The organism is Modestobacter sp. SSW1-42 (assembly GCF_046635825.1).
Taxonomy (GTDB): Bacteria; Actinomycetota; Actinomycetes; order Mycobacteriales; family Geodermatophilaceae; genus Modestobacter.
On record NZ_JBISCA010000005.1, the window covers coordinates 16,555 to 34,402 of the forward strand.

At 72.2% G+C, this 17,848-nt stretch carries 16 protein-coding genes; 1 reads left to right on the forward strand and 15 read right to left on the reverse strand.

Annotated features, from left to right (window positions below):
- Positions 1-217 precede the first annotated feature (217 nt).
- From ACGBYP_RS17365 to ACGBYP_RS17425, 13 genes are all read right to left on the reverse strand, one after another.
- On the reverse strand, positions 218-865 hold the full coding sequence (locus tag ACGBYP_RS17365) for a hypothetical protein (protein WP_411586085.1): 648 nt from the start codon (positions 863-865) through the stop codon (positions 218-220).
- A 175-nt stretch (positions 866-1,040) separates the two neighbouring features.
- Positions 1,041-1,532, reverse strand: a complete 492-nt coding sequence (locus ACGBYP_RS17370) for a hypothetical protein (protein WP_411586086.1) — start codon at positions 1,530-1,532, stop codon at positions 1,041-1,043.
- Positions 1,520-3,037 carry a type IV secretory system conjugative DNA transfer family protein gene (locus ACGBYP_RS17375; protein WP_411586088.1) on the reverse strand — a complete coding sequence of 506 codons (1,518 nt, stop codon included), beginning with the start codon at positions 3,035-3,037 and terminating at the stop codon, positions 1,520-1,522. Before ACGBYP_RS17375 ends, ACGBYP_RS17370 begins: the two co-directional genes overlap by 13 nt.
- A 4-nt stretch (positions 3,038-3,041) precedes the next feature.
- Complete coding sequence (locus ACGBYP_RS17380; protein WP_411586089.1) at positions 3,042-4,334, reverse strand: hypothetical protein; 1,293 nt, start codon at positions 4,332-4,334, stop codon at positions 3,042-3,044.
- Complete coding sequence (locus tag ACGBYP_RS17385; RefSeq protein ID WP_411586091.1) at positions 4,334-4,639, reverse strand: hypothetical protein; 306 nt, start codon at positions 4,637-4,639, stop codon at positions 4,334-4,336. Before ACGBYP_RS17385 ends, ACGBYP_RS17380 begins: the two co-directional genes overlap by 1 nt.
- Positions 4,640-5,258: 619 nt before the next feature.
- Positions 5,259-6,404: a M23 family metallopeptidase gene (locus ACGBYP_RS17390; RefSeq protein ID WP_411586092.1), complete on the reverse strand. Its 1,146-nt coding sequence runs from the start codon at positions 6,402-6,404 to the stop codon at positions 5,259-5,261.
- Between the two features lie 3 nt (positions 6,405-6,407).
- Entirely contained in the window at positions 6,408-7,931 is a 1,524-nt protein-coding gene (locus tag ACGBYP_RS17395) for an ATP-binding protein (protein ID WP_411586093.1), read from the reverse strand.
- Positions 7,932-7,966: 35 nt separating this feature from the next.
- Positions 7,967-9,496: an SCO6880 family protein gene (locus tag ACGBYP_RS17400; RefSeq protein ID WP_411586095.1), complete on the reverse strand. Its 1,530-nt coding sequence runs from the start codon at positions 9,494-9,496 to the stop codon at positions 7,967-7,969.
- Complete coding sequence (locus ACGBYP_RS17405; RefSeq protein ID WP_411586096.1) at positions 9,493-10,977, reverse strand: type IV secretion system protein; 1,485 nt, start codon at positions 10,975-10,977, stop codon at positions 9,493-9,495. The genes ACGBYP_RS17400 and ACGBYP_RS17405 overlap by 4 nt, the downstream gene beginning before the upstream one ends.
- The gene (locus ACGBYP_RS17410; RefSeq protein WP_411586097.1) at positions 10,970-11,758 is read right to left on the reverse strand and encodes a hypothetical protein; all 789 of its coding nucleotides are present in this window, start codon (positions 11,756-11,758) and stop codon (positions 10,970-10,972) included. Before ACGBYP_RS17410 ends, ACGBYP_RS17405 begins: the two co-directional genes overlap by 8 nt.
- 56 nt (positions 11,759-11,814) lie before the next feature.
- A complete protein-coding gene (locus ACGBYP_RS17415; protein WP_411586099.1) occupies positions 11,815-12,105 on the reverse strand; it encodes a hypothetical protein in 291 nt (96 codons plus the stop codon).
- Positions 12,102-13,160, reverse strand: coding sequence for a hypothetical protein (locus ACGBYP_RS17420; protein WP_411586101.1), 1,059 nt, complete (start codon positions 13,158-13,160; stop codon positions 12,102-12,104). The genes ACGBYP_RS17415 and ACGBYP_RS17420 overlap by 4 nt, the downstream gene beginning before the upstream one ends.
- Positions 13,157-13,933 (reverse strand): hypothetical protein, encoded by a 777-nt coding sequence (locus tag ACGBYP_RS17425; RefSeq protein WP_411586102.1) that lies wholly within the window; start codon positions 13,931-13,933, stop codon positions 13,157-13,159. The genes ACGBYP_RS17420 and ACGBYP_RS17425 overlap by 4 nt, the downstream gene beginning before the upstream one ends.
- Positions 13,934-14,602: 669 nt before the next feature.
- Here ACGBYP_RS17425 and ACGBYP_RS17430 point away from each other — a divergent pair.
- Positions 14,603-14,911 (forward strand): hypothetical protein, encoded by a 309-nt coding sequence (locus tag ACGBYP_RS17430; protein ID WP_411586104.1) that lies wholly within the window; start codon positions 14,603-14,605, stop codon positions 14,909-14,911.
- Positions 14,912-15,226: 315 nt separating this feature from the next.
- On the opposite strand, the gene ACGBYP_RS17435 is transcribed toward ACGBYP_RS17430, so the two are convergent.
- Both ACGBYP_RS17435 and ACGBYP_RS17440 read right to left on the reverse strand, forming a co-directional pair.
- Entirely contained in the window at positions 15,227-16,225 is a 999-nt protein-coding gene (locus ACGBYP_RS17435) for an SDR family oxidoreductase (protein ID WP_411586106.1), read from the reverse strand.
- Between the two features lie 415 nt (positions 16,226-16,640).
- A complete protein-coding gene (locus ACGBYP_RS17440) occupies positions 16,641-17,504 on the reverse strand; it encodes an FUSC family protein (protein WP_411586108.1) in 864 nt (287 codons plus the stop codon).
- Positions 17,505-17,848: the final 344 nt, after the last annotated feature.

Genomic DNA, 17,848 nt, shown 5'->3' on the forward strand with positions numbered 1-17,848 from the left:
CAGATCCGCCGTCGACCGCACAGGGAACCCCCAGCGGGAACAGCGGGCCAGCGCCGGCGCCCGTACCCGGGCGTCCCGCAAGACCCGCCCGGTTATGCGTTCTCACAGCGGGGCGACATCCGGTACGCCCGGCAACGCCAGACGATCTTGGACCAGCCTGCCAGTCGTCTCGGCTTACATGGCCGCGGTAGCGGCTGCGCGAGAGTGGAATGGAGCATTACGGCCGAGTGGCCACCAGGCTGGCAATCGTGCTGGTGGCCTGCACGTGCTGTCCGAGCTGCGGATCCACGCGCATGGCCAGGCCGAGCAGGTCGGCCAGGCGCGCGGCGACGTCGGTGCTCAGCAGAGGTTCGTGGTGGGCCACCCGGTTGCGCAGGTCGTGCAGCCGACCGACGGGTCCGTCCACGTGGGCGGCACGGTCGGTACCCGGTGGAAAGGCGCGGTGCAGGGCGGGCACCCACAGCGTCTTCTCGTGCGCGGCGGAGCTGAGGTAGCGCCAGAAGCCGAACATCAGCTCCGCCACGACCTTGCCAGGCGGGGCGGCCGGTCCACCGGCGTTGGCGACCGCGTGGCGCAGGCTCTCCCGAGGCCTCTCGTTGACGTCGACGCGGCGTCGTCCTCGTCTGCGGTACAGCGGCGCGAACACGGTGCTTCCCGCCAGACTCCAGTGCGGCGGTCCGGGCCAGCGACTGGTGAGGGCGACGTCGTACGCGTTGCGCAGCCCGACCTCCACGTGCGCCAGGTCGTGCAGAAGTGCAGCGCTGAGCTGGGCGTTCCACTCGTACAGGGCTAGCGCCCGAGCCCGATCCCCTCCGGTGGCGGTCAGATAGACCGCGAACCGCGGCGCACTCAGCCAAGCCTCCACCCAAGATCCGGCCGGTGGAGAGGTCGGGGGCGTCGGCGTTGTCATGACGCCCAATCCTCGCGTACATTGATCGCGAAAGCCCCGGTGGACCGCTGGCCTCTGGCCATGTCGCCGGGGCTACGTCTTTCCCGGCGACCGCCACGTCGCGGTGCCCCGCTGGAGCCCTCCGCCCTGGTCACTGCGACGAGGCGTCGAGAGACGCGATGTAGCGGCTCTCGGCGGGCCAGTCCTGGTGCCTGCCGATGCGACAGGTGCTCTCTCCGATGCGTTCGGTCATGCGGTCACTGAACAGTGGGAAGGCGTAGCGGTTCCACTCCTCCACCGACTCGGGCCCAGCAGCGTTCTCCGCCGTCCAGCGCAGGACCGCCAGCACGGGCAGCTCGCGGGCGATGTGGGGATGACGCGCCCAGCAGGCCGGGACCATCTGCGCGGGTCGCCACGCGTACTCGTGGTTGATCCACGTGACGACGTCGTCGCACCAGCTCCAGACCGCAGCGCCGAGCTCGGCGCTGCAGCTGGCCGGCTCCCAGGGGCGTTCCAGGTCCGCAACGGCACCTGTGCGGGCCGCTCCCCCACGGTCACGTCGCCGAGCGACCTCCAGGAGCTCGAGAGCATGCAGGACCGCGAGCGGTGGCGGTGGGAACGGCAGCACGATCACGACGACCACGCCCCGGGCAGCGATCCGAACGGCCGCTCGGTGTCCTCGTCCTGCCTCGGGCCGAGACGGTGGTCGCGGGAATAGGCGAGGGCAGCAGCGGTGCGCTCACCAATATCCGAGGAGTCGGCGCGGGCCCGGTTGACGTCCGCTCGTGCGGCGTCCAGCTCCCGCTTCAGTCGCTCGCCGTCCTTGCCGTCGAAGCAACGCTGCAACCGCGCGATGATCGGTGGCGCGTTGCCGGCGACCACCAAGGCGTGGCGTTCCCGTATGCGGCGGATGTCGCCGGGCCGCAGGACCCGCACGTCCTCACCGGAGCGGGAGGTGCCGACGCCGCCAGGCCCGTCGGTGACGGTCTGGCGGCTGATCCGCACGTCGTCGAGCAGGTCGGACAGCTCCCGGTAGAAGTGGATGTCCTTGCCGCCGCCGAAGACGACGAGGTTGTTGGTGAGCCCGAACAGCGAGCGGGCCTCGTCCTCGCCGTAAGAGACGACCATCTGTTTCCACGTCTGGGCGGCGTAGATGAAGGAGAGGCCGAGCGCACGTTCGTTGGCCATGCGCACCCGCAGCGTGGGCAGCGGCGTGGTGGAGGGCAGCTCGTCGAGGCAGGCCAGGAAGCAGGGGGTCAGCCGCCCGTGCGTCGAGGTGGTGGCGGCTCGCAGGGCGGTGTCGAGGACGTGTTCGGCGACCGCGGTCATCAGCGGCGCCGCCGAAGCGTAGGGATCTTCCCGGCCGAGCAGGTACACGGTGCCCTGCCGGGCGATCAGGTCGGCGAGATCGGTTGCCGACCGTCCGGGCGAAGGCACGCAGCGGGCACGGATTTCGGGCTGGAAGAAGAGCGCCATTGCCTGCTGGACGGTGGTGACGGTGTTGCCGACGGTGTCCGGGCTGCCGTGCAGTGCACCGGCGAGCAGCCCGTCCCAGAACCGGGCGGCGTGCGGGTGCTGCTGCAGGATTTCGGCGGGTTGCTCGGCGGCGACCGGGTTGGCGACCCATTCCAGGACGTGCTCGAGGGTGCGGCCGGTGAGTGCTGCGGCGTGCAGGAAGCCCTGCAGGACCTTCGCGGTCTCCGCGGCGTAGAACCGGGCGGCGTTGTCCTGCCGGCCGCCGGTGACTGCCCCGGCGACGGTGCCGGCGGCGAAGGCCTTGGCTCGGCGCTCGGCGATCTGGGGGTCCACACAACCGGCGATCGGGTCCCACACCAGCTCGGGCAGCCCGGGCGCGGCACCGAACGGGTCGAGCACCGCGATGGGGCGCGGTGGGTCCCCGGGATCCGGTGGCTGCTGGCGTCGTCCGGCGGTCAGCAGCAGGTCGTCGAGCTTGGTCAGCGTGGCCAGACCGGCGCCGCGGTGGGTCAGCAGGGCGGGGGCGAGCAGGTCGAGGGTCTTGCCGGACCCCTGCTCGCCGTAGACGCCGGTGGTGCGGTCATACCGGCACCACAGCTCCACCCCGTGCGGAGCCCGCGACCGGCCCAGCCGCCAGCCCACGTCGGTCGGGTCGAACGCCTGCCTGCGCACCGCGTCAGCGCCCCCGGCTCGGACCGGGCCGGGCTCGGGCCGCCTGCAGCTGTTGGTGGGCCTGCTGGCGGGCCTCGCTCAGCGCGACCGGCGTCTGCGGGTCGTCGAGCAGCGCCCGGTTCGCCAGCCAGGCCCGCTGCGGGAAGCCGGCCGTCGCGCGTACACCTGGGCCGGCGGCGTGATCGGCGACGGCGAGGGACAGCAGCCGGGCGTTGTGCAGGGCACCGGCGACGGGCTGCAGGTCGACCGCGTCGGCGCGGACGAGCCCACCGAGCTGATAACCGCGCAGGTAGGCCGCCACGCGCTCGTCGCGCGGCGGCATGTCGCGGGCGTAGCCGATCAGGGTTCCGGTATCGGCCCAGTGCCGGACGGTGCGGTACAGCAACTGGTTCGCGAAGGTCGGCAGGTGCTGAGCACCGGCCGCGACCGACGCGCGCAGCGACGCCGTCCAGGTGGCCGGGTCGGACCCTGCCTCGCTCAGGACGGCATGGAGCCGTCCGGCTGCGGTCACGCCGGACGGCGCGTGCGCGTGAGGACGCCGGCTGCCGTCCTCGTACGGACGGAGAGCAACACGTACCGCACGCCAGGCGTCCGACGCCCTGCTCTGTCCAGCAGCTGCAGCGCCGGCCGCGCCGAGGCGTTCGGCAGCGGAGCTGAGTGTCTGGGCGGCGATCGTGTAGGCCGAGACCTCGGCGACCGAGGGTGGATCGCTGCCCCGAGCGGTCGCGCGCAGCAGGACGCCAACGGCGTCGGGAACCACGGTTGCGGGATCGACGGTCCGATCGGCCGCGGGGCCCGGGACGGGGCGGTCGAGGATGGAGGCGTCGGTGCGTGTCGGCGGCTGGAGCGCGGCTGCTCGTTGCACCAGGACCGCCTGGTGCCTGACCTCGGCCAGCCACTCTGCCGCCGGGCCGGCGGGCAGGCCGCGGGCGATCACCTCGGCCAGTGGCGTCGCGGTCGCGGCGACGGCAGTGGCGGCGGCCCACCGGCTGGCGACCGTGGTTTGGGCGTGGAGGACCCCGACGGTGTCGGCTGCGGCGGCCGCTATCCGGGTCAGCGTCGACTCGGTCGCCGGAGCGCGAGCGGCCAGCTCGGTGCAGGCGGTAGCCAGGGCGGCGACGCGTTGTTCCCGCTGGTCGCCGGCGGTAGGTGAGACGCCGTCGCGACGCAGATGCGTCAGCGCTCGGCCGACGTGGCCGAGCGCGGTGGCGGCGTCGGCACGGACGGCCGGGCCCTCGTCGACCGAGTGGGCGCTGTCGACGAGGGCTTCGAGGAGCTGCCCGAGGGAGGTGGCCATCAGCGCGGTGCCCGGAGCGCGCGGTGACCGTGCTGGGCGGCGGCGAGGACGTCGGGGTGCGCGAAGTCCTGCGCGGGCAGGTTGCCGAGGACGCGCAGCGCCTGCTCGATCAGCCGGTCGGGGTCGGTGCTGTCGGCCATCGCGGGCACCGGGCCGGGGGGCGCCAGAGTGGTGGCCGCGGTGAAGCAGTGCAGCTGGGCTGTCGGCCCGGCCTTCTCGTTGCGGGCGGCGGCGGCGAACAGCGCCGCAGCCTCGGCCCGGGCGGTCAGCAGGTCCGGCCGGTGGCCGTTGTCGGTCGAGCTCATCGATATGACTCCTTCTCGGAACGAACGGTTGGACGAGATGTCGCCGTCGACGGTCGTGGCCCGGTCGACCCCGAGTAGGGGCTCGCGCCGGATCTGTGGGCACGACGGCGAACTGCATCGCCGCCTGTGGACAGCAGACGGCGGAGGCGGCCTCGGCCGCGTCGAGACGGGTAGCGGTCCGGGCGGATGACGGCGCGACCGGCGCGGAGCTGGCGCAGCCCCAGTGCTTGCTCGGCCTCCCGGCGCGTGGCCATGCCGCCGCGGGCGTCGCCGGGCCGCCGGTAGCGAACAGCCAGGACGGCGGTCGTGAGCGCCCCGCTCAGCAGGACGAGCTCGGCTGCGGCGATACAGGCGTACGCCGGGACGGGCCCGGCGACCTGGCGCAGCTGGTCGGGCGGCAGACCGCGGCCGGGGTGGCCGTGCAGCAGTCCACCAAGGACTCGCACGACCGTGTCGGTGCCGTGCGGCCACACCCAGCCGCCGCCCCACAACGCCGAGGCGATCCCGAGTCCGGCCAGGGCGGCCAGGGCGACGGCGATCAGGGTGCCCCCGGCTGCCACGACGGCCAGCTCCCATCCTCGACCGATCGGTTGGGGATCGCGACGCCGGGGCGGTGTGGTCACGCGCCGGCCCCCGCGTGGAGGGACAGGTCGACTCCGTGTTCAGCGAGCCAGGGCGCCGGGTCGACGGGTGCGCCGTCGAGGCGGACCTCGAAGTGCAGGTGGACGCCGGTGCTGTTGCCGGTGGAGCCCTGGAAGCCGAGCAGCGCACCGGCCGGAACCTGCTGCCCGGGAGTGACGGTGTAGCCCGAGAGGTGGGCGTAGCGGGTGGTCACTCCGTCCCCGTGGTCGAGTTCGACGAGGTTGCCGTAGCCGGCCAGGTCGAGGCCGCCGTCGCGGTCGCAGAAGGCGCTGGTGCACGCGGCGGTGAGCACGGTGCCGGCCGCGGCGGCGTACACCGGGCTGCCGCGCGGGCCGGCCAGGTCGACGCCGGCGTGCTGGCTGCCCCATCGCGGTCCGAAGCCGGAGGTGAGGACGCCGGCGCTGGGGCGGGCCCACGCTCCGTCGGGCACCGACAGGCCCGGGCAGACGCCGTCCACCGCCCCGACCGTGTCCGCATCCACCGGCTGGGAACCCGGCCACAGCATCGCGGTGAGTTGCTGGGCGAGCGGCTCCCAGCGGGCGTAGGCGCCGCCGGCGGCCGAGATCTGCACGGCCTGCGCGGCCTGGGTCAGCGGAATGGTCTCCCAGCCGGGCACGTCGACGAGGCGGGTGTAGAACGCCTCAGCCGCGTAGACGGGATCCATCAGCTGGGCGACGGTGCCCCAGCCAGCCATCCAGCGCTGCTGGAAGGTGTTGACGCTGTCGTGGTCGGACCCGAGGCCGTCGTGCGGATAGCTCAGGCTGGCGGCGGTCACCGCGGCCTGCTCAGCGGTGAGCTCGAGGCTGCTGCCGTCGTTGGCCAGCATGCGCAGCCGCGACTCCTGCCAGGCGGTGGCCAGCGCCACCGTTGCGGCATGCGCGGGCAGGCCACGCGCGGCGGCGACGTCGGCGATGGTCCGCGCGTGACCCATCTGGACGGCGTCCAGCGCGATGCCGGCAACTGCGGCCCCGGTGCCACCGGCCCCACACGTGGTGTCGGGGTGGGTCTCGCTCGACGCTGCCCCGCCGAGGAGGAGCAGCACGGTGGACATGGCCAGCAGGGGCAGGATGAAGACTGCCGCACCCGCCGCCGTCGCCGTTCGGCCGGCGTCCGTTCCTGCCATGGGCTACGCCACCCCCGCCCGGCGGGCGGCCACCGCAGCTGCCTCCACGCCGGACCCGGACGTGGAGGTCGCGATGGCGTCGTTGGTGTCGGTCAGGGCCACGTCGATCGAGGTGCGGACCGTCTGCACCTTCGCGACGTGGCTGCCGACCAGCCACAGCGCCCTCCCTCGGGCGGCGGCGGCCCAGTCGGTGACGATGCGCTCGGCCATGGGGCTGAGTCCGAGCAGGTCGGAGAGCTCGTCGCCGATCTGGTCGTCCTGACCCAGCAGCACCTTGGTGGCGCACAGGTGCAGGAGGTCCTTGGCGATCGCCACGGCCTGGCTGCCCGCGTCGCCGACGGTGAGCATGTCCGACGGCTTGTGCGCGACGACGACCTGGATGCAGCCGTCGTTGCGGGACAAGCGCAGGTCCGCATCCAGCGACCGGACAGCGTCGGCGCCGAGTCGCATCTGCTTCCAGCACTCGTCGCGGATGACGATCCGCAGGTCGCCAGGTTCGGCGAGCTGGGTCATCGCCCGGCCCCAGGAGTTCAGGCAGGTCAGGGCCACGCCGACGGCCTCGTCGCCGAGCGGGTCCAACCGGGACAGCGACAGGGACTGGATGGGGGCGCGCCAGTCGACGGAGATGGTGGTGGGTGCGTCGAACAGGCCCGCCAGGTGTCCGGTGACCAGCGCCCCGAGCGCGTCGCGCACCGGTCGGGTGTCGTCGAGGAACTGCTGGCTTGTCGCGTAGCGGCAGGAGTCGACCAGCTCGGCGCTGGGGGCGCGCAGCGCCTCCCACACCTGCGGGATGGTGATCTCGCGCATTCGGTCGGCGCCGGTGGCGTAGCCGGTCAGGCCGCGGATCACCTGGCCGACGGCGGTCTCGGCCGTGGGCCCGAACGGCACGTGCTGGGACCCGACCAGACCGCGGATGAGCAGCAGCCAGCGGGAGAACACCATCGCTGCGCGGCGTTGTGCCTCCGCGCGGGGCAGCTGGGTCCAGTCGTTGCCCAGCGGTCCGAAGTCCAGCGGGTTGATCCGTGCGGGCAGGCCGTGACCCACCGCATGCGGCTGGACGCCCAGCGCCCGGCAGAGCGGCTCGTACTCGTCCTTGACATCGCCGAGGACCAGCGTGCGGTAGCCGTAGGCCATCTGCCGCAGGGCGAACATCTTGACGGTGCCGGACTTACCGCGGCCGGGGGCTCCGAAGAAGATCATGTTCGGGTTGGTGACGCCGGCGATCGCCTGCAGCGTCCAGCCGATCGGATCGACGGAGAAGGCGCCGCCGGAGAGGTAGTCGATGCCCAGCACGGCGCCGGTGGGAGGCAGCCCGTTGCCGGCGATCAGCGGCCACACCCCACCCGCCTGTTCCGACGTCATCCGGTAGACAGCCAGCGGCGCGGGCACCGGGCACCAGCCCGTGGCCTGACCGGTCCGGCCGCGCCGGCCGACCAGGAAGGAGAAGGGGTCGCGGTCGTCCGGCAGAGCCGGAAGTGAGGCGACCGGCGGCAGTCGGTGGCCGAAGTCCGAGACGAGCTTCGCCACTCCCCTCCCCCGCACGCGCCCGGCGGGTCGGCCGATCACTTCGTGCCCCGACGTCGAGGCAAACCGATGCCGAGCGGGATGCAGGCCGCAGCGAAGCCGGAGTCCTGAGCCAGGTCCAGCCGCAGCGGATTGAATCCGCTTCCGGTGATGCTCGCTTCCAGCCGGCGGCCGTAGTCGGTGATCGACCACGTCCCGGGCACCGTCACCGCTGCGGCGATGCCGACGCGGACGAGCGCGTTTCCCTCGGCGAGCCGGACGTCCTGGCCCTCGACACGGGCTGCGTCGCGGCGGTGGGACGCGCGGACCTGAAACCCGCCGCGACGTCGGATCTCGGTCGCCAGCTCCGAGCTCATCGACTCGTTGCCCACGAGGCGGTCGGCCTTCGCCGTGCTGATCGGCTCGAAGAACACCGTGGCGCACCGCCGCTCCCCCGCCGCCGTCGGGGTCAGCACCGGTGCCAGGGCACCCATGACGGCGCCCTTGTCGGGCAGCAGGACGGTGCAGGTGGCCGAGTGCCATGCGTCGTGGGCGTAGTGGCGACGCTCGGGGTTCGGCGCGACGGTTGGTCCGGCTGCGCCCATCGGCAGAGCCGCGGCGACCTGCGGATCGGAGCTCGCGGCGAACTCGGCCGCCGCGAGACCGGCCCGGTCACCGGGCGCGAAGCCGGTGCGGATGGCGGCGGCCAAGCCGGGAGAGTCCAGCCAGGTGACGCTCGTGCAGCCGACGGCACCGACCAGCCGGGCCTCGATCTCGCCCATCACCCCGTACAGGACGCGCGCGCGGCCGTCGACGCCGCCGCCGGCTTCCTTGGCCGCGCGGGCGATCCGCCGCTCCGGGACGACGACGGTCACGAATGCCTCGTGGCGCACTCCCGCGGACGTCATCACCGCGGCGAGTTCGGCGTTGGCCGCCAGCGCCAACCCCGGAGCGCTCCGGCGCAGATGGGTGCGCTGCCACGCCTCTCGTTCGGCACCGTCCTCGGGCAGCGTGCGGATCTGCAGGGCCACCACCGACACCAGCTCCGCGGTCGCCGCGCCCTCGAGCAGCTCGGCCAGGCCCGCCCCCAATCGGGCGCGGGCGGCGGCCTCGGACAGTCCGATCCCGGGGTGGGTGATCCCGGCGACGGCGGCCCAGGAGCGCTCCCGGTGGTCGGCCACGACGGCCGGGCGGACGAGCAACGGCCCGAACGGCGGGCCGTCGTACGTCCGGATACCCGACAACACGCCGGGCAGGTCGGCCTCGTCGAGGTCGTCGGCAGTTCCGGCGGCGGCCTTGGACTGCCAGTCCGTCCAGCCCAGGACGGCTCCCGTCCAGCAACGCAGGGACTCCAAGGACCACTGGAACGCCGAGCGGCCCCGCACCGGGACGGCGACCAGCGCGATGAGGATCACCCACACCGGGGCCCATCCCAGCGCCAGCAACCACTCGCCCGAGCCCGCGGCCAGCAACAGCGGCAGGCCGCCCAGCGCGATCACCACCCACGCCCCGCCGCCGAGCCCCAGGAACCAGCCCTGCCTGTCCTTCGACCACGACCCGTACCGGACCGGCCGTGCCGGGGCCGTCACAGCGCCACCGTCGCAGCCTTCTGGGCAGCCGCGGCGCCGCCGGAACCACCGGCCGCCGTCCCCTCCTGTGCCCAGCCCGCCAGGCCCCCGCGGGGAGCCCGTGGAGTCCCGGCAGGGGGTTCCCCATCGAAGGGCGGTGGCCCCGGCGGCGGAGTCGATGGACTGCCACCGTCAGCTGCCGGTCCACCGGCCGAGCCACCGTCACCGGAACCGCCGTCGTGACCTCCGCCCGTGTCGCTCGACGACCGGCCTCCGCCCCGCCGGCTGCTGCCCGCGTCGCTGGGCGGCAGGCCATAGGCGGGGTGGCCGACGCCGGCCGAGCCGAGCACGTCCGCACCGACGGCGACCGCACGGTGAGCCAGCGAGGTGCCGGCACCCACCGCGGCGCCGACCCCACCGAACATCGCGGCCAGCCGACCCGAGGACTGGGCCTCGGCTGCGGCCTCCCCGCCCGACCGGCCGTCACCGCCGCTACGCACCGCGGCGACACTGCCCACGGACTGGCCGCCACCACCGGACAGCACACCCGACAGGCTGCCCGCATCGGTCCACGACTGGCGCAACGCCGCACCGGATGCGGTTCCTGGGTCCACGAAGGCCAGCAGCCGGAACAGCACCAGCGGGCAGACCGCACCGATCGCGATCATGACCGCGCCGACGATGGCCATTCCCGCGGCCTGGGCGGTCGAGTCACCGTTCCCCGCGACCACCCCGGCGGAGAGCTGGACGCCGACGCCGAGGACCAGCGAAGCCACCGGCGCGATGAGCAGGCAGGAGATGAACCAGCGCAGGCTCTTCCAGAACCACGCTTTGGTGCTGTCGCTGAGCAGGCCACCGGCAGAGATCGGAGCCGTCGCGGCCAGGATGATGAGCGCCGCCTCCCGGACAAACATGATCACCAGGTAGAAGAACGAGGCGGGGATGAGGAGAAGCAGCGAGGAGATGCCCAGGACGGTGGCCACCGTCGTGTCGACCACCTCGCGGGGCCAGGAGCTGCTGGGATCGAAGGCCGACAGGCTGTCGATGTCCAGCATCGCCCGGAGGATCCCGCGGGACAGTCCGGCCGCGGCGGTGACCAGGGCGCCGGCGACTCCGAGATAGCCGACCCAGACCAGCCCGAACTGCGCCACACCCAGTAGCACCCGCCCCAGGGACTGTCCATCGCGGCGGATCAGTGCCACGGTCAGCTGTACGAACATCATGATCACCGCGACCGACGCACCGATCCACAGCGTCGTCGGAAGCACCGCCCCCATCGGTCCCTCCGCAGAGAGGTCCGGGGTGGTGAACGCGTCGATGATCTGGAAGGCCAGGGTGAGCAGCCAGAGCCCGGCGGACCAGAGGGCGATCATGGCGGCCTTCCAGACATCAGCGACGGCCGCGGAGGCGGCGTCCCCGAGCCAGCTGATCGGGTTCAGGTCGATCGCCAGCACACTGGTGCTTACGTCCGCCGCGTCGCCGGCACGGAGAGCGTCAGCCATGACGCAGCTCCCGGTAGCCGACGTCGATCGCCAGGTCGGTTCCGGGCCACACCGATGGCGGCTGCGCGGGTTCGTCGCCCGGTCCGATCATCCAGCGGCCGCGGTGCCAGACCATTCGTTGGCAGTCGGCGGTTGCACCGCGGGCGGTCTGCACCAGGGTCACGTCGAGCTCGAAGTCCACGCAGGGCACGACGAAGTCGGTCCCGACGCTGCCCTTGAGTTGGCCCATGCGGGGAGTGAGGACGACGGCGAGCTGCTGCGATCCTCCGCCGGAGAGGCCCGCGGCGCTGAGGAGCGTGCTCATCGCCCGGACGCCGGACCAGCTCGTCGTCGTCGGGCCACCGGGCATCGCCCAGGCGGCGACCACGTCGCGCGCGCCGGTCAGCGAGCCGGACTGCAGCGCGGCCTGGTCGATGGCTGCCAGCTGGGCCATCGCTCCTTCGGCGGTGTGCGGGAAGCCGGTCGGCACGCCCGCCTGGCCAGTGTGGGTCGCGCGTGGCAGCACGATCGGCGGGCCGGAGTCACGGTTGGAGAGGGGCGCGGGGCGGGAGGCGGACTCCGGCACCTCAGGCATCCGCCTGGCGGCGAGCGCATCGCGAGCCTCGGCGGCGGGCAGCGTGCCGGTCGGATCAGCTTCCGTCGCCGGGCCTGTCGCGCTGACGACCGAGCCGCTGGCGTCGCCGCCGTCTCCAGTCGGGGCGACCGCGTGGACCACGGCCAGCACCAGGCCTGCCATCAGGACCGCAGCCGTCAACGCTGCCATGACCAGCAGGGCGAGCAACTTCCGTCGCGACCACTGCGCGCTGCCCGGCTCTCGGCCGCCTCGGCGGATCACCATCAGCAGCCGGTCCCGACGATCGAGAGCACGATGACGTATCCGACGACGTAGAGGATCGCGCCGACCAGGCAGATCAGAATGCCGTCCATACCGAGCCGGGCACCGCGGGGATGGTGGGTGACCCGCCCCCAGACCAACATCCCGACGCTGGCGAAGAAGCAGATGCCCAAGATGGCCAGGACGCCCCACTTCACCCAGGACTGGATCTGGTCGGCGTAGACCTGCACCCCGGGCGGTGCGGCCGGACAGACGGCGGCCGCCGTCAGTGTGTCGGCGAACAGGGTCCTCATCGACGGGTGTCCTCCGGAGTTAGTACGGGATCGGTGGCGGCTGACGCCTCGGCCGCGGCCCCGTGAGGGCCGTCGTCGAGCAGCTCGAGCAGCGCGCGGCCGGCCCCGCGGAGAGGCTTGGGGAGCGGTGCGGAGGTGGGGCCCGTGACCTGGAGGCGCCGGTGCATCGGCACGGGCACCACGCGACCGGCGGCCCGCAGGGCGAGCAGGCGAGGGCCCAGGCTGCCGGTGACCTCGCCGGACCACCGGCGTGGACCGACGGCGGCAACCACAACCGGTCGCCCTCCCAGCTGCTCCAGCAGCTGCTCGGTCAGCCGCACCCCGGGCACGGTGGGTCGGCAGACGACGACGGCACGGCTGCGGCCGGCCAGACGGGTCAGGTTCTGCGGAGCGGCGGAACCGAGGTCTATGACGGTCAGCGGCGGGCTGTCGGCGACCGGAGGGACCGGCCAGTCACCGGATGCCGTGTCGGTGGCGCGGCGGTCGATGGTGACGCCGCTGCGAAGGCCGCGCCGCCAAGATCCGGTGGCGTCGGTACCCAGCTCCTCCGAGGCCGCGGCGACCAGCCCGGACCGGAACGGATGGGCTGTGTCGACGAGGTGCACCCGCTGGCCGTCCGCTGCCGCGGCGTCGCTGATCACCAACGCCACCGTGGAAGCACCGGCGCCGGCGTGAGCGGCCACGACCCCGATCCAGCCGGCTTCCAGCTCACCGCGGTGAGCCCTGGGCTGCTTGGTCCCGGCGGCTCGATCACCCCCGCCGACAGGCCCTTCCCTCTCGGTGTCACTCCGGCCTCGAACCGGCGGGCTCGCCCCCGCCCTTCTCGGACGTCGCGCGACCGGAACCGACTTGCTCGTCGGCGCGGGCCGCTGGAAGCTGCCGTTGCTCGGGCGCAGCGACGGTGCGGTGATCCCTGCGGTGTCAGGTCGTGGCCCTCGGGCCTGCAGCTCTCGCAGGACCTGCTGGATCTCCGCGACGGACAGAAGGTGGCCGTGGCCCCCGAGGTTGCCGGAGTCGCGATCGGTCACGCCGACGGTGGGCAGGGGTGCGGTCACGCGACGGCCCCCAAGTACTGCGGAGCCACGTCGCGCAGGCCACTCAGCGTGCGGCGCCGCCGGCGGTACAGGGTGCGGGTCGTGATGCCGTGCGCGGCGGCCACTTGCTGGTCGGCATTGCGCTCACCGAGGGCTCGGGCGTACTCGGTGGCGACCAGCAGCGCCACGTCACCGGCGTCGACCCCGGACCGCACCGCCCACTGCAGCAGGTCGGCAACGTCGAGGTCCTCCCGCTTGTCGTAGGCGGTGGCTCGACCCAGCCGAGTGACGTCGCCGTCGGCGGTGAGGAGCTCTCCCCACTCGGGGTGCCGTCGGCTCCGGGGTCGCAGCTCGTGGAGCACCATCCGCCGCGTCTCGGCGCCCAGGTTCGCGGCGACCGCGCGCGGACGCCGTTGCCAGGGGTAGCGCCGCACCTGGCAGGCGAGCTCGCCGACCACCACGGCGACGATTTCGGGGCTGAGGTCCCTCAGTTGCGCGGCCATCGTCCATACCAGGCCGCTGAGCAGGTGCAGGATCAGCAGCAGGGCGTCGTCATCTCGGCCGCCATCGACGGCGGCCAACCGGACCAGCGCGGCGAGGACGACATCGGTGCGGTCAGACTCAGCGTCCCTGGACCAGACGGCGAGCAGCTCCGGGACGGTGGTGAGTTCGGCCAGGTCCGGCTCGGCCTGTGCCCAGCGGGTCAGGACGGCGTCGCCGTCCAGCCGTGCGGCTAGCGCCGGCCAACTGCCGACGATGGTGGGGTCGTAGAACATCTTCGGGTCCTCCGGCATCAGTGCGATGCCGTCGACGCTCCGAAGAGACGTTCAAGGAACCGTCACCCCCGACCGGGGTGACATCGGGACGAGCACGACTCGGCGACAGGTGACCAGCGCCATGGCGCGGCCGTGCCTATCCACCGCCCGAGTGCTGGTGCCGGCGGAGGGGTGACGGAGCGGCTCGCCGGGGTGACATACGCGGTGCAATCGCTGGTACAAACTTCGCCGCCCTGCAAGGAGGCGGGGCCTGCGTGACGCCCCCCAGCGGGAATGGCAACCGGACGGGTTTACCGGGACAAGCTCGCACGAGCGCCTCGTTCAGCAGCGGCGTTCTCGGTAGCCCTTCATCCAATGAGAAGCGCCGATCAACGCTCGTTGGAGCGTCAGCTCAGAAGCCGCTTCCTGGACGTGCCAATCGGCACGGTTCGTACGTCGTCGGGTGCTCCCGACGACCTCGCGGAGGACATGCTCGCTAATCGTCGGATCCCCTGGCTCCGGTCGTCGACGTGGCCAAGAGCCCGCCCCTGCGCTTCAACTTCCGCCTCCAGGACGGCCCGCACGCCGGTCTGTCCTGCTGGCGGGTGGCTGGTCTGGACCAACGCCGAGGACACCTACATCACAGCCAAGTCACTGCGCGACACGCAGACGGTCTCCCTGCACGGCGACGAGTGGTAAGCCGCCGGCGTGACTAAGGAGATCTCTCTCCGCGAGGACACGATCCGGCAGGCGGGACAACCGCGAGCCGTGTGGCGCTTCCAGCCGACCCCGTTCGTTGATGGCCACCGCGTCGCCTTCGCCGTCGGCGTTTTCCGGCACGCGCCGCTGCCCGGGGAGAGCGATACCCGAGAGTGCGTCATCGACGTCCCCGACCGCTGGGACGTTCTCTCCCTTGGGCTGGTCCGGATGACTGAGCCCAGCGTCGAGCCGGACCCGATGTGGACCATCGTCGGAGTGCTGCCTTGGGACGCGCAGACCGCAGGGGGGTCGAGCTGACTAAGCGCCGGCATGAGATCCGCGATCGGAAGCACAACGCGAGCGAACAAGCGCGTTGCGCCGCCACAACGGCCGACGGAGCCGGCAGGTCATTTATCTCGTGCAGCAGTCCCAGTAGATCATTCGGCGGCTTCCGTGACGCTTGTCGGGTAGGACGATTCGCTGGCCGAGGGTTCAGCCGTGCGGGTGTCTCGGAGGACGACGACCCGAACGACGTTACGGCCCTTCTCGATGGCAGTGCCCTAATGCGACGGCGTCGTGACTGAGGAACCAAGGTCGGGCGCGCTCGAAGTCAGCGCCCTGGCCAGCCGATGCTCAACTTCGTCGCATCAAGGCGGTCATCCCGGCGATCACCCCGGCGACCACGGTGACCGCGACCGCGCCGTGGTGCTGACTGGCCCAGATCTGCGGGTCGCGGTGCCAGGCCTTGTCGCTGAACACCCCGTCGGCGCCGAAGTCGCACTCGCGGTCGGCGGGCTCCCAGAGGTTCACCTCCGGATCGGCCGAGGCGGGGACGCCAGTCTGCTGGCCGGAGACCCCGGTGCGCTGCAGGTACCAGTCCAGGAACTGCGGCCAGACCATGTTCCCCATGATCGTGTAGACCGTCGGGATCCCCACCCACCAGGCGCGGCGGCGCGGGTGCTCCGCGGCGTGCACCAGGCAGTCGGCGATCAGCTCCGGAGCGTAGATCGGCGCGACCGGCTGCGGTCGCTCGGGCAACTTGTTGAGCACCCACTGGAACTGCGGGGTGTTCACGCCCGGGATGTAGACCATGGTCACCGCCACGTTGCTCTTGTCGATCAGCAGCTCGGTGTGCAGCGCCTCCGTGAACCCCTTGATGCCGTGCTTCGCCCCGCAGTAGGCGCTCTGCAGCGGGATGCCGCGGCGGCCCAACGCCGACTCCGCCTGCACGATCACCCCGCGGTCCCGGGCTTTCATCCGGCGCAGCGCCGCCATTGTGCCGTGCACGAAGCCCAGGTAGCTCACCTGCGTGACCCGGGCGAACTCCGCGGCGCTGATGTCTTCGAACTTCGCGAACACGGTGCTGAAGGCGACGTTGCACCACACGTCGATCGGCCCGAGCTCGGCCTCCACCCGGTCCGCCGCGGCGTCCACCGCCGCGGCATCGGCGACGTCGACCGGCACGACCAGCGGGGTGCCCCCGGCCGTCCTGACGTCCTCGGCCGCCGCGGCGAGCCCCGTCTCCCCGCGGGCCAGCAGCGCCACCTTGTCCCCGCGCCGGGCGAAGGCGACGGCCGTCGCACGGCCGATCCCCGCGCTGGCCCCGGTGACGACAACGACCTGTCCGCTCACGTGGTGCTCCCCCGGTCGACGACTGCAGCTCGCTATGCTCTGCCCACCGGATGCACGTGCGACACGCCGTCCCCGCGCCGAAGGTCTTCCAACCCTCGGATTAGGACCCGCGACGCACGTGCCTCGACGACACGGTTCCGAGCATCGAACCAAGCATCAGCCAGCGAACTTCTCGATGGTCTGCGTCACCATGTGACCGCGATAGAGCTGGACTCGTCGGATGAGCCCCTTCCCTGGAGCTCCTCGGCACGTTCCCGCAATGGCTGACGCGGTGGCCTCACGACGTCGACACCGCCAGGGGGTCAACTAGGCCAGAGTCCCGGTGGCCTACCACCTGAAAGACTCCACTGAAGTCCATCAACGTGCGCCCCCGGCTGAGGGTCGAGCTCGGCTTCCGTTCCCGCGGACCTCGCGGTCAGTGAGTCGCGTCCGGGGCCAAGAGGCTGTGAGCGGTTTCGCGAATGACTCCACCCGCTCGTCCACCTGGTTGACCGAGCGCATCTGCAGCTGCACCAAGGTCCTCGGCGCACTGGGTGAATGCCCGGTAAGGATCCTGTGGCCGTGCGGTGTGCAGGATCGTCGCCGCGCAAAGGACATGGAGGTCGGCGAGGTCACGATTGAGCTCCTGCAGCCGGGCCGTGCGCAGTCGGCCCCGGATCGTGCGGGCGGCTACGTCGCGGGCCGTGGCTTGGGTGGTGGTGAGCTGCCCCAGTCGGGTGATGGCGCTGCGCGCGTGCTCGGCCGCCTCGACCGCGTCTTTAGCTCGCAAGGCTGCTGCCACGTCGTCCAGGATCGAGCAGGCAGGTTCGAGAACCAGCCGTACCGGGTCTGGTGCCAGCAGCACCTGGCTGACCAGTAAGCCGATCCCTCCTCCGACGGCGGCGTCGAGCAGCCGCACGAACGGCGTCTGCACCGGCGGCAGGACGAGCACGAAGAGCGCGGAGGAGCCGGCCTGGATCAACGCCAGAGGTCTGGTGTCCAGCAGTGAGACCATCAGCATCGCGGCGGTGACCGCGACCAGTGTCCCGACTACGCCAGGTTCGGCATGCACGGTGCGCACGAGCTGGCCCACCAGCACGCCGGCCAGCACCCCGGCGAGCAGGTCGACCGCCTGGCGCGCTCGGCCCCCGGACCCGGCCGCGAGGCAGATGACCGCTGCGGTCGCGGCGAAGACCGGCTGTTGGTGTCCCAGAATGGCCTCGGCCATCCACCAGCCGGCCGCGCTGGCCACGCCGCACTGCAGCACTGTCAACAGCGCGCCGGTGACCCGATGTGCCACGCTGCGCGGTCGTCCCGCGCGAGCGGCAGCTCTCACCAGCGGCGGTGTGGACATTGAACGCCGGTGTTCGCCGTTCGCATTCAACCGGCCATCACCTCGTTCCAAGGAATGTCTCCACTGCGTCGACGACCCGCTCGGACTCGGTCACCACCCACGGCCGCCACCTGACGCTGGCCCGCGCCGCTGTTCTCGCTCCAGTTGCCTGGACGTACTTCGTGAAACGCCGTTGGTTCAAGCCGGCCAGGCAGATGACGAGCTGGACGCTGCGGACCGCTTCCTTGCTGATTCGGCGTTGCTCGTGTTCAGCCGCCTTGGTCCTCACCACTACCTACATGAGAGCCGAC